We start from the raw sequence: 12,086 nt of genomic DNA, 5'->3' as shown, positions 1-12,086 counted from the left end.
CGATTCAAACAAAACAGGAAATGCTCTAAAAACCGGCCAATTAGAATTGGCCGGTTTTTTCCATGTTTTTAGTAAGCAGCAGTGAAACGCTTGCCGATATGTTTGCCCTGTTCTGCTTCATCGACAATCGCCACGGCCAGATCTTCAACCGAGATTTTGCTTTCGCCTTTGTCATCAAAGACTGGCTCGTCTGCGCCAAGACGATATTTGCCGGTGCGTTCGCCGGGTTGAAGAATGATTGCGGGCGAAACAAAGGTCCAGTCGAGGTCTTTTTCTTCACGCAGTTCATCGAGTGCCTGGCGTGCGCCAAGCGCGCCTTCTTTCCACTCGGCGGGAAAATCCGGCGAATCCACCAGCTGATGGCCGTTGATTTCCAGACTTCCGGCGCCGCCAACTGCGATGAGACGCTTCACGCCTGCTTTCTTGGCAGCTTCGTTGATGGAACGGCTGCCCTTGATGTGGTTTTCGCGGATATTGCTGTCTGTCCAGCCGGGATTAAAGGCTGAAATAATCACGTCATTGCCTGCAATTTGCTTGGCGAGCGCATCCGTGTCGAATACGTCGGCCTTTACAGCGGTAACATTGTCGAGTCTCGCAACCTTATCTGTATGGCGGACAAGTGCTGTGACGCTGTGACCGCGCGATTGTGCTTCCTTGAGGATTGCAGCGCCGACAAAGCCGGTAGCGCCGATGAGTGCGATTTTAGCCATTTCATGTTCCTTTCAAATCAGTCACTGAAGTAATATTTAATAATCAGGTTCTTTATAGTAACTATGTAGTTGATATGATAAACCTTGTGAAGAACGCACTTTTTCATGATTAGGGTACATGGAGGTAACTGCATGCCCGACAAGGCCACTTAGGGAAGTAAAATGAAAATCACGACCCAACCGGATAACGGAACACCGCTTCTATCATCGACGGCTGCTTTTCAATCGGAGCCCGATGGAAAGGGGCTTTGCCCCATTCGTGAAGTGCTCGACCGGGTGGGCGATACGTGGAGCATTCTCGTTATTTTTAATCTGCAAATGGGATCAATGCGGTTTAATGCATTGCGCCGATCTGTGGAGGGTATTTCACAAAGAATGCTGACCGTGACGCTGCGTTCACTTGAGCGCGATGGCCTTGTGGCGCGTCATGTGCGCCCAACGTCGCCGCCGGAAGTGAATTATTCCCTGACCGAACTTGGACATTCACTTGCTGTGCCGATTGATGTGCTGGGGCAGTGGGCTGTCGAAAACCGGGAACAAATGCGCGATGCCCGTCGGCGTTTTGATGCCGCTGCAGAAGATTAGGCTCAAGCCCCCTTTAATAAATGGGGCCAGAGCCAAACGAACCGGATGCCGGAATGCTCGTTACTCGTTTCAACAAAGGAGAATGAAACATGCCTGCAAAATCAAAAGCACAGCAAAAAGCAGCGGGTGCTGCACTTGCCGCAAAGCGCGGCGAGATCGACAAGAGTGAACTCTTTGGCGCCTCAAAAGAAATGTATGAAACAATGACGGAGAAAGAGCTCGAAGAGTTTGCCGAGACCAAACACAAAGGTCTTCCCGAGCACGTCTCAGACAAAAAAAGCAGCTGACTCCTCATCAGCTGCTCTTCTTCTATGATCTGTTAAGCGCTTACTTCGCGCCGTTTGCGGGTACAAATTCGATGGCTTTGAGCTTGCCGCCGCTAATTCCGCAGCGCAAGGTTATCGTGTCCCATTGCGTGCCGCCAGTTTTGCGCCGTGCTTCGCCGGGTACGGAAATGACGGCAGAAACTTTACGTGCATCTTTTGTGCTGAATTTCGCAGATTTGTCGTTTGTTGTTGCCGCGGAAATATCATCTTTTGTAAAACCAAGACGATCATATTTCTTGCTCTTTTTAACATAATCATAAGCACTTGCAACGCAGTCAGCCACCTGTGGTGACGCCTGCTGATCCTTGACAAGTGTCTGATAATTGGCAGTAAAATCTTTTGAACGCTTCGGAACACTGTCGGCATGGGCGGCGCCGACTACGCCGAAAGCGAAAATTGCGGAAAGTATGATCTTGGTCGATTTCATGATTTGCTTCCTTGGAAAAGCTACCGCACCAATTGGCGGTTAGCAAAATCGATAATGAAGATAATATTAGTGAGGCAGTTTGAATTTTTTATGTTCGCTGTCTGCGTGCAGAATATCTTATTGGCAGATTCGGGCAAGACAGGTTTTTCCATGACATCCCTGATCAAGATGCATGTTTGTGATGTGCGCGGCGTCCCCTTCAGGCCCGATTACCGTCATGAAAAGTTTGCAGCTTGCATCATGAACCGCACGCCAAAAGGCTTTTTCCTTTTCCGATCCGTTCCAGCCACTTTTCAATTCGGTCACAGAACCATCCGAAAACTTAAACGACATGATGTCGAGCGCATTGGCAAATGCATGTTCGGACACGCGCCCCTCTGATGCACCATTGACATTGCGACACTGATAGTCGGACCCCGTGCCAACTTCTGTGACTTTCACATCGTTGCCATAGACCTTGCTTGCGGCTTCTCTGACATGCTCCGACCATTTGGCAAGCGTAACAGCCATTGCGCAATTTGTTGTGACAGGATTTGCGAACTTCAGGGGCTGGGCTTTACCAATTGCAGTCAGCGAAAGCGGCGACTGCGCGCTGCATTGAGGACCATCATTGATCGGTGGGGAGAGCTTTCCCTCCACGTCGCCTTGCATGAGGGCTGGGCAGGCAACCTGATAGATGCGCTCGTTTTTCTCTGGCCTTGGTGTTTCAACATTGCTTTTAGCCGGTTCTGCCGATTGGGCCGGCTCTTTTTCGCGTCGTGGCGCGACCGCTTCTCGTTCTGGCGCTGGCGTGGGAACTGGAATCACAGTGACTGGCGCTGACTGCGGCTTTGATCGTTGCTGCCTGGTGCTGCGTTTCTTTTTGGTGCGTTTTTGAGGCGTGGTCTTCTTTGTGTTTCCGCTTAATGCGCGTTCAATAAGATTTTGCGCATTTACTGTTCCAGTCCCCGGCCAGTTCCCGCCGCAAATCAACGTAATCGAACATGCGAGGAGGAGGGTCGTTATTGCTTTGGGAAAGAAAGAGAAAGAAACGGCCATGTTTGCCTCTTTTGATATGACGCACCCCGGTTTAATGTCGATAAGGCAGTTGTCGTTCCTTCACGCTTCGTGGCGCACGGTTATATATGGCCAAATGGCTTAAAATCCGGGCTCAAGCCTTGACAAGATGACACGCTAATGACTACAAGCCGCCATCGCTGGAGCTTCATCGCTCCGGCGTTTCATTTGACGTGTCCCGTGGATGAAGATCGCAGCTGCGCGCTTCATTCTGTCAGTCTCTGGAAAACAGGGGCAGAGGAGGGCGCGTTTCCTGTCTGCGCCGTAAGGCGCATCAACTTTTTAAAGGAAATGCGATGAGCAAGCGCGAATCCGCTAAGTACAAAATTGATCGCCGCCTTGGCGAAAACATTTGGGGTCGTCCGAAGTCCCCTGTAAACCGTCGTGAATATGGCCCAGGCCAGCACGGTCAGCGCCGTAAGGGCAAGCTTTCCGACTACGGTGTACAGCTCCGTGCAAAGCAGAAGCTCAAGGGCTTCTACGGCGATATTTCGGAAAAACAGTTCCGCAAGACCTATGACGAAGCAGCTCGCCGCAAGGGCGATACTGGTGAAAACCTCATCGGCCTGCTCGAATCGCGTCTGGATGCTGTCGTGTACCGCGCAAAGTTCGTTTCAACGATTTTTGCTGCACGTCAGTTCATCAACCACGGTCACGTTAACGTAAACGGCCGCCGCGTCAACATTCAGTCCTACCGCCTCAAGGCTGGTGACGTTGTTGAAGTTCGCGAAAAGTCGAAGCAGCTCGTCATCGTTCTCGAAGCTGTTGCGCTCGCTGAACGCGATGTTCCTGACTACGTTGAAGTTGATCACAACAAGATGGTTGCGACCTACTCCCGCGTTCCAACCCTGGCTGACGTTCCATACGCAGTTCAGATGGAACCAAACCTCGTCGTCGAATTCTATTCGCGTTAATTCTGAGCCTCTGGCTCAGAGCATTTCCAGCAAAAGTGCGAAGCGGTTTTGCGTGGGGGAATGCGTGAAAGCAAAAATAAATAGCCGCCCTCGGTTTTCCCGAGGGCGGCTTTTCTGTATGTAGACGTTAATCTGTTTCTCTCATGTACAGGAAGCATAATGAACGCTTTCGATCCCAATAGTGCGGAGGATTCCGGCACTGATGGCTGTCATCCGCTTTTCCGCGATGTCCCTGCCTCCGTTGAATTCAACAAGCTGCGCAAGCGTTTGCTGCGGCTGACACGTCAGGCCATTGAAGATTTTGCAATGGTTAAACCCGGCGAGCGCTGGATGGTTTGTCTGTCTGGTGGCAAGGATTCCTACGGTCTCTTGGCACTGCTGCTTGATCTCAAATGGCGTGGTCTGTTGCCAGTGGAGCTGCTGGCAGTCAACCTCGATCAGGGGCAGCCCAATTTCCCAAAGCATATTCTGCCGGACTTCCTGAACCGGTACGGCATCGAACATCGCATTGAATATCAGGACACCTATTCGATCGTCACGCAAAAGCTGCCCGAAAACAGCACCTATTGCTCGCTTTGCTCGCGTTTGCGCCGCGGCAATCTTTATCGCATTGCGCGTGAAGAAGGTTGTTCGGCGATTGTGCTCGGCCATCACCGCGAAGACATCCTCGAAACCTTCTTTATGAATCTGTTTCATGGCGGGCGACTTGCCGCCATGCCGCCAAAGCTTCTTAATGATGAAGGCGACTTGATGTTGTTCCGTCCACTTGCTTATGCGGCGGAAGAAGACATGGAAAAATTTGCGACAGCCATGCAGTTCCCGATCATTCCGTGCGATCTCTGCGGCAGTCAGGAAGGGCTTCAGCGCAATGCGATGAAGGCAATGTTGATCGATATTGAAAAGCGGATGCCGGGCCGCAAGGACACGATGATCCGCGCCCTGACCAATGTGCGCCCAAGCCATCTGCTGGATCGCAAATTGTTTGATTTCGCAAGTCTCATGACCAGTTCTGACGTGGAGAATACCAGTGCAGTTTAACGAAAAGCAGGTTGATTGGTTGGCAGACCTTCTGGCCGAAGCCGCAAATGCTGAGATTATGCCACGCTTCCGCCAACTGGGGCAGGGTGATATTCGCCAGAAAACGTCTGCTGCCGATCTCGTTACCGAAGCTGACGTGAATGCAGAACGCTTTATCACTGCACGTCTCAAGGCGCGCTTTCCCAATGCGCTGATTGTTGGCGAAGAAGCCTGTTCTGATGATGAAACATTGCTCAATGGTCTTGGTGATGCAGAGCTCGCATTCACTATTGATCCGGTGGACGGTACGTTTAATTTCGCTTCAGGCGTTCCGCTGTTTGGCGTGATGCTGGCCGTTGTTGTCAAAGGCGAGACGGTTGCCGGTATTATCTATGATCCTGTCGGTAAAGACTGGATTCTCGCTTCAAAGGGCAGCGGTAGCCATATCCGCTATGCCAATGGCTCAATGAGCCCTGTGAAGGTCGCAGCATCAGCGGATATTTCGCAGATGACGGGATCGGTTTCCTGGCAATATACGGCTGAACCAGTTCGGTCGCGCCTTGCGCGCAATCATACGAAATTTTTGTCGCAGATTGGCTATCGTTGCGCGGCCCACGAATATCGTATCATCGCCACGGGTGGCGCGCATTTCGCTTGCTACAACAAGTTGATGCCGTGGGATCATTTGCCCGGCGCACTCATCCATCAGGAAGCAGGCGGTTATCTTGCGCGCTGGGATGAGAGCGATTACCTGCCATCGCATACAGGCGGCGGCCTTCTGGTGGCGCCAGACAAGGAAAGCTGGAAAGCAATTCAGTCGGCCCTTTTTGCAGAATGAAAAAAGCCCGCCAAATGGCGGGCTTTTCCAACGGTTCGTCAGAGTGGCTTGTTATGCTGCCTGAACATCTTGCCGCGTTCGGCAATCAAAACACAGATGAATGCGATAAAACCCAGCACACAATAGCCTGCCGCAACGGGTGTTGTCGTTCCGTCAAATGCCTGACCGATGATCGCTCCAAGCGCTGCACCAATCACGGTCTGTGTAAAGCCGAGAACAGAAGACGCTGTACCAGCGACTTCGCCGAGTGGCTCCATTGCCAGCGCGTTGAAATTCGACGTTACCAAACTGAACGAGAACATGATTGTCATATAGATCATCATCAGCATCCAGAATGGTACCGGTCCGCTCAGGCTAAGGGAAAGCACGACCCAAAGCAGGCTGAAGCCAACAAAAACCAGCAGCATCGTCTGCGAAATGCGGCGCATCCCATAACGTCCGACCAGACGTGAATTAAGAAAGGATGCAAGAGCGAGCGTCATGGCCACCGCTGCAAAGGCCAGCGGAAACATTGTGCCGAGATTGTAAATATCGACAAAGATCTGCTGCGCCGAGTTGATGTAGCCAAACAGCGCACCAAGGATGAATGACGTTCCCAACATGTAAAAAAGCGCTATGCGGTTAGACAAAACAATGCCGAAGCCACCGATGATGCTTTTCAGCGTCAATGGGCGACGGTGGTTGACGGGCAAAGTTTCCGGCAGGCGGATATAGGCCCAGATAGCAACGATCGCAGCCATCACCGCCATGGATAGGAATATCAGATGCCATTCACCAAACAGCATGATCAGCTGGCCGGTTGCAGGCGCAATCACCGGCAGGATCATGAACACCATCATCACGAGTGACATGACCTCAGCCATCTGACGGCCTGCAAAACGATCACGCACAACCGAAACGGCAATGACACGCGTTGCTGCCGCGCCGAAGCCTTGCAAAACACGCAGCACGATCAGCGTCGTGAAATCGGTGGCAAAAGCCGCGCCGAGTGCTGCCAGAATGTAAATCAGCAGGCCGCCAAAAAGTGGAAGTCTTCTGCCATAGCGATCGCTGAGCGGACCGTAAAACAGCTGTGATACGCCAAAGCCCAGCAGATAAGCCGTGATGACATATTGAGCATGATTTTCCGATAGAATACCGAGACTCGTGCCGATTTGGGGTAGACCGGGCAACATGATGTCCACTGCCAGCGCATTGATCGCCATGATTGCAGCAATAAGCGCAATAAATTCACCACGTGCACCCGCGGGCGTCTGTTGGTCCAATGAGCTTTTCTGAATATCGGTTGGCATTAGGGTAGTCCTCGATAAGCGGCACACCGGTCAGAGGATCGCCGGTGGAGCAGTCGGAATTTATAAAACAGATGCCTGTCATGACGATGCGTCAGGCAATAGAAAAGGCGCCGTTTCATGGCGCCTTTTAGAAAAGGTGAGCTTTAAAAGCCGTATGAGGGGATAATTAATCCTTAAGCGGCTTTGGTAGCAATACCCTTATCGGCAAAAAGTGTCTGCAATTCGTTGGACTGGAACATTTCGCGGATGATGTCGCAACCGCCAATAAACTCGCCCTTTACATAGAGCTGAGGAATGGTTGGCCAGCTGGAATAGTCCTTGATGCCCTGACGGATTTCGTCGGATGCAAGAACGTTTACACCCTTATAATCGACGCCAAGATAGTCGAGGATCTGCACGACCTGACCGGAAAAACCACATTGCGGGAAACCTGGTGTGCCCTTCATGAACAGCACAACATCGTTGGTCTTCACTTCATTGTCGATGAAATCGTTGATTCCGGTCATTTTAATTCCTTTCAGGATGCCGGTTCAAGTCCCGGCCCGCGTAGGGAGAGGCTCTGCCCCAATATAGTAAGTTGAGCTTTGGTAATCACCCTCTAAAGGTGAAAGCAAGTCAAATTAGCGCGAAAACAGGCTGTTCTGGGGGCAACATCTTGCCGCAGTAACATAGCGCCGCCACATATTGCCTTCTGAAAGCGCATCAAGGGCGGCGCTGATGTGTTATTCTGGTATGCTGGTCTGGAGCGCGAGCGCATGAAGAACGCCGCCCATATTGCCTTTAAGTGCGTCATAGACCATCTGGTGCTGCTGCACGCGTGACTTGCCACGGAAACTTTCCGCAACAACTTCAGCAGCGTAGTGGTCTCCATCTCCGGCAAGGTCGCGGATCGTCACCTTTGCGCCAGGAATACCTTCGCGTATCAGTTTTTCGATCTCATGTGCGTCCATAGCCATGCAAAATCTCCTGCCTTTCAGGGCTTCTTCTTGTTCGTTTCGAATCGTAACGCATCATCGTGATACGTCAATCTTCAACTGTCTAACGTTTAAATGAGCGACAAGCAAACGCCCGGCACAGAGTTCCCGGCCGGGCGTCAATTGGTAACAGTGCCGACCAATAACGCTTAGTTATCGACCGAAGCTTCGCCGCTCATAAAGCTTGGGAACCAGCCTTCAAAGGCAGCAGTTAGGTCTGCGACCGAAACATCGATGATCGTGCCGAATTTCAGACGATCACCGCCAACTGTTCCAAGTATGCGGAATGCCAGGCCCGCACCTTCAGCATTGAGCGCAATCAGCTTTGCCATTTCAGGCGTAGCTGAGACGACATAACGTGCCTGATCTTCACCAAAGAGCGTTGCATGTGGCAGGCCGTCACCGGCATCAAGTACAGCGCCCTTGCCAGATTTGATTGCCATTTCAGCTACACCAACAGCAAGGCCGCCGTCGGATAAATCGTGACAGGCTGTCACCTGACCATTGCGGATCGCTGAGCGAACAAATTCGCCGGTACGCTTTTCAAGCCCAAGATCAACGGCTGGTGCCGGACCATCCGCGCGGTCAAACAGATCACGCAGATAGATCGACTGACCGAGATGTGAGCCGTCGCTACCCAGCAGAACCAGCGTGTCGCCATCCTGCATGCCGCCTATCTTGGCCATCTGAGACCAGTCAGGAATAAGGCCGACACCTGCAATGGTTGGAGTCGGCAGGATCGCCTCGCCATTGGTTTCATTGTAGAGCGAGACGTTGCCCGAAACGATTGGGAAATCGAGCGCGCGGCAAGCTTCGCCGATACCTTCGATTGCCTTGACCAACTGACCCATGATTTCCGGCTTTTCAGGATTGCCGAAGTTCAGGTTGTCGGTCGAAGCGAGCGGCTCAGCACCGGTTGCGGTAATGTTGCGCCAGCATTCAGCAACCGCCTGCTTGCCACCTTCAAACGGATCAGCTTCGCAATAGCGTGGCGTTACGTCAGACGAGAAAGCGAGTGCCTTGGTGGGATGACCTTCAACGCGGATCACACCGGCGTCACCACCCGGAAGCTGCAATGAATTGCCCTGAATGAGCGTGTCATACTGCTCATAAACCCAGCGGCGCGACGAACCATCCGGCGAACCGACGAGCTTGAGCAGCGCATCGGAATAGTCTTCAACCTGCGGCACATTGGCTGCTGGTAGCGGAGCGTGCTTGCCCGGTTCCATCCACGGACGATCATATTCAGGAGCCTCGTCGCCGAGTTCCTTGATCGGCAGATTGGCAACTTCTTCGCCCTGATGAATGACGCGGAAGCGCAGATCATCGGTTGTCTTTCCAACGATCGCGAAATCAAGACCCCACTTACGGAAGATCGCCTGTGCTTCTTCTTCCATTTCAGGCTTGAGAACCATGAGCATACGCTCCTGGCTTTCCGACAGCATCATTTCATAAGCTGTCATATTCACTTCGCGAACCGGAACATGATCGAGAATGAGCTCGATTCCAAGATCGCCTTTGGCACCCATTTCAACGGCAGAACAGGTGAGGCCAGCCGCACCCATGTCCTGAATCGCAATAACAGCACCCGAAGCCATCAGCTCAAGACAGGCTTCGAGCAGGCACTTCTCGGTGAATGGGTCACCAACCTGAACGGTCGGGCGCTTTTCTTCAATCGATTCGTCAAACTCGGCCGATGCCATGGTGGCACCGCCCACGCCATCACGGCCCGTCTTGGCACCGAGATAGACAACCGGCAGGCCAACGCCCTTGGCTTCTGACAGGAAGATGCCGTCATGCTTGGCAAGACCGGCAGCAAAAGCATTGACGAGGATATTGCCGTTATAGCGCTTGTCGAAATTCACTTCGCCGCCGACGGTCGGAACGCCGAAGGCATTGCCATAACCGCCAACGCCGGAAACAACACCGGAAACGAGGTGGCGGGTCTTCGGATGATCAGGCTCGCCGAACCGCAGCGCATTCATGGCTGCAATCGGACGTGCGCCCATGGTGAAAACATCGCGCAGAATGCCGCCAACGCCTGTCGCAGCCCCTTGATAAGGCTCAATGTAAGATGGGTGGTTGTGGCTTTCCATCTTGAAGACGACACAGTCGCCATCGCCAATATCCACAACGCCGGCATTCTCGCCGGGGCCCTGAAGTACGCGGGGACCAGTCGTTGGCAGCGTCCGCAGCCACTTCTTCGACGACTTGTAGGAACAATGCTCATTCCACATTGCCGAGAAGATTCCGAGCTCCGTGAAGCTTGGTTCGCGTCCGATCAGATCAAGAATACGCTGGTATTCGTCCGGCTTGAGGCCGTGGGCAGAGATAAGTTCCGGCGTGATATCGCGCTTATTGGAAATAGTCATGGAGATGAGGGACCCCGTCGCAGGCTGCGGTACCCGGAAACTTCTGCCGAAGGGCGGACACCTAAGGTTTCAAGGGGCCTCTTTAACCTAACTCTGTTGGAAGCGCGACAGGAAAATGCCGATTTCCCGGTTCAAATGCTGCCTTCATAGCCTGCTTGTTCGTTTTCCAGCAGCTGACGTAGGGCTGTGAAGCCATTTTCGACATCACTGCGGTCGGCCGGCGAGGAAAAAGCGATGCGAACCCGATGATATGTCCGATCGATACGCCCGGCTTTGAACTCGTCTTCATCATCGATCAGCAATCCGTTTTCATAGGCCGCGGCTTTAAACGTGCTGGCAAGCCAGGGCTCGGGCAGTTTCAACCAGAGGATAGGCACATGCGGTGAAGAAACGAAGTCGTAACCGGCAAAGATTTCGCGGGCCAGCCGCTCGCGCCATTCGATTTCCGCAGAGCACTTGTCCAGCAGGGCATTCGCCTGACCGGAAAGCACGGTTTGAGCAGCCGTTTCAGCGAGCAGAAAGGACACGCCGCCGGTCATCAGTTTATGGGTCACCCTCAAACGCTGCGCACAATGCGGAGGGCAGGCCACCCAGCCACAACGCAAACCAGCCGTTACCGCTTTTGAAAGACTGCCTAAGAGAAAGGTGCGCTCTGGCGCAATGTCTGCAATTTTCGGGATATTTGATCGAGTCATGACCCCGTAAGTGTCGTCTTCGATCAGCCAGACATTGTGCCGCGCTGCGATATTGGCAATTGCAACCCGGCGCTCATAGGGCATGGTTGCAAGTGTGGGGTTGTGGATGCTTGGCATCAGAAATGCCATTGTCGGATGCTGTTGATTGCAGACCAGCTCAAATTCTTCCGGGATCATTCCGTATTCATCGCTTGCGGCAATCGCAATGCGTCGCCCGGTAATTCGGACGGAACGGCTCACCTGTGTATAAGTGAGATCTTCAAAAACGATCCTGTCACCGGGTGCGGTAAAGGCCGTAATTGCCGCAACTGCACCCGCATGCGCGCCGTTGGTGACCACAATGTTGCTCGCATCGGCGGGCGCATTTTCCTGATTGAGCCATTGGCGACCGGCTTCAAGCCAGTGTTGCGGAAAATACCGCGTGTAATTAACGATTTCATGCGGGAAATTGCGGATAACAGACGTGATAAGTGGCTCAAGCGCCGCGTTCTGTCCAATATCCGGTGCCGCAGTCGTGTCAAAGCGCCCTTTGTCGAGCGGGGCATCCTGAATTCGCGTGCCCGCTATGCCATCGCTGGAATAGGCGAGGGGCGCATCCTTTCGATCAGTCTTGCCAAGCACATAGGTTCCGCGGCCAACTTCGCCGGTTACAAGCCCACGTTCGTGCGCAAGCGCATAAGCGCGCCCAATTGTACCGATTGTCACCTTTAGATCGAAGGCCAGGTTGCGCTGGGGTGGCAGTTTCTGCCCCGCTGGCAAAGAGTTGTTGGCAATTGCCTCTTCAATCGCATCAGCGAGTTGCAAATAAAGCGGACCGGACTTGCCGGTGAGATCGGGGAGCCAATTTGTCATGGTCACAATATAAGCATTGTGTCGGTTC

At 52.9% G+C, this 12,086-nt stretch carries 13 protein-coding genes; 5 read left to right on the top strand and 8 right to left on the bottom strand.

The annotated features are described in order from the left end of the window. Positions 1–68: 68 nt before the first annotated feature. Entirely contained in the window at positions 69–710 is a 642-nt protein-coding gene (locus ABE530_RS08150) for an NAD(P)-dependent oxidoreductase (RefSeq protein ID WP_499694200.1), read from the bottom strand. A 162-nt stretch (positions 711–872) separates the two neighbouring features. On the opposite strand from ABE530_RS08150, the gene ABE530_RS08145 reads away from it, so the two are divergent. Together ABE530_RS08145 and ABE530_RS08140 are read left to right on the top strand one after the other, a co-directional pair. Beyond that, entirely contained in the window at positions 873–1,295 is a 423-nt protein-coding gene (locus tag ABE530_RS08145; protein ID WP_265983572.1) for a winged helix-turn-helix transcriptional regulator, read from the top strand. Positions 1,296–1,384: 89 nt separating this feature from the next. Continuing rightward, complete coding sequence (locus ABE530_RS08140) at positions 1,385–1,582, top strand: DUF3008 family protein (RefSeq protein WP_499694199.1); 198 nt, start codon at positions 1,385–1,387, stop codon at positions 1,580–1,582. Between the two features lie 40 nt (positions 1,583–1,622). On the opposite strand, the gene bspC is transcribed toward ABE530_RS08140, so the two are convergent. Then, complete coding sequence (bspC, locus tag ABE530_RS08135; RefSeq protein ID WP_499694198.1) at positions 1,623–2,048, bottom strand: type IV secretion system effector BspC; 426 nt, start codon at positions 2,046–2,048, stop codon at positions 1,623–1,625. Positions 2,049–2,165: 117 nt separating this feature from the next. Continuing rightward, a complete protein-coding gene (locus ABE530_RS08130) occupies positions 2,166–3,086 on the bottom strand; it encodes an extensin-like domain-containing protein (protein WP_499694197.1) in 921 nt (306 codons plus the stop codon). A gap of 314 nt (positions 3,087–3,400) precedes the next feature. Between ABE530_RS08130 and rpsD the strand changes: the two genes are divergently transcribed. The 3 genes from rpsD to ABE530_RS08115 all read left to right on the top strand — a co-directional run bounded on the left by rpsD (position 3,401) and on the right by ABE530_RS08115 (position 5,873). After that, positions 3,401–4,018 (top strand): 30S ribosomal protein S4, encoded by a 618-nt coding sequence (rpsD, locus tag ABE530_RS08125; protein ID WP_499694196.1) that lies wholly within the window; start codon positions 3,401–3,403, stop codon positions 4,016–4,018. A gap of 159 nt (positions 4,019–4,177) precedes the next feature. Further along, a complete protein-coding gene (gene ttcA, locus ABE530_RS08120; RefSeq protein WP_499694195.1) occupies positions 4,178–5,056 on the top strand; it encodes a tRNA 2-thiocytidine(32) synthetase TtcA in 879 nt (292 codons plus the stop codon). After that, positions 5,046–5,873 carry an inositol monophosphatase family protein gene (locus tag ABE530_RS08115; protein WP_499694194.1) on the top strand — a complete coding sequence of 276 codons (828 nt, stop codon included), beginning with the start codon at positions 5,046–5,048 and terminating at the stop codon, positions 5,871–5,873. Before ttcA ends, ABE530_RS08115 begins: the two co-directional genes overlap by 11 nt. A gap of 38 nt (positions 5,874–5,911) precedes the next feature. On the opposite strand, the gene ABE530_RS08110 is transcribed toward ABE530_RS08115, so the two are convergent. The 5 genes from ABE530_RS08110 to ABE530_RS08090 all read right to left on the bottom strand — a co-directional run bounded on the left by ABE530_RS08110 (position 5,912) and on the right by ABE530_RS08090 (position 12,058). Then, the gene (locus ABE530_RS08110) at positions 5,912–7,165 is read right to left on the bottom strand and encodes a multidrug effflux MFS transporter (protein WP_265983580.1); all 1,254 of its coding nucleotides are present in this window, start codon (positions 7,163–7,165) and stop codon (positions 5,912–5,914) included. Positions 7,166–7,338: 173 nt separating this feature from the next. Beyond that, positions 7,339–7,671 carry a Grx4 family monothiol glutaredoxin gene (grxD, locus tag ABE530_RS08105; RefSeq protein WP_265983582.1) on the bottom strand — a complete coding sequence of 111 codons (333 nt, stop codon included), beginning with the start codon at positions 7,669–7,671 and terminating at the stop codon, positions 7,339–7,341. 216 nt (positions 7,672–7,887) lie between these two features. After that, positions 7,888–8,121, bottom strand: coding sequence for a BolA/IbaG family iron-sulfur metabolism protein (locus ABE530_RS08100; protein ID WP_134153339.1), 234 nt, complete (start codon positions 8,119–8,121; stop codon positions 7,888–7,890). Positions 8,122–8,288: 167 nt separating this feature from the next. Next, positions 8,289–10,511: a phosphoribosylformylglycinamidine synthase subunit PurL gene (purL, locus tag ABE530_RS08095; protein ID WP_499694193.1), complete on the bottom strand. Its 2,223-nt coding sequence runs from the start codon at positions 10,509–10,511 to the stop codon at positions 8,289–8,291. A gap of 131 nt (positions 10,512–10,642) precedes the next feature. Beyond that, positions 10,643–12,058, bottom strand: coding sequence for an aminotransferase-like domain-containing protein (locus tag ABE530_RS08090; protein WP_499694245.1), 1,416 nt, complete (start codon positions 12,056–12,058; stop codon positions 10,643–10,645). Positions 12,059–12,086: the final 28 nt, after the last annotated feature.

The organism is Brucella sp. TWI559, from assembly GCF_039674265.1.
GTDB classification, from domain to species: Bacteria; Pseudomonadota; Alphaproteobacteria; order Rhizobiales; family Rhizobiaceae; genus Brucella; species Brucella chromiisoli.
This window is presented reverse-complemented; position numbering and strand designations above follow the sequence as displayed.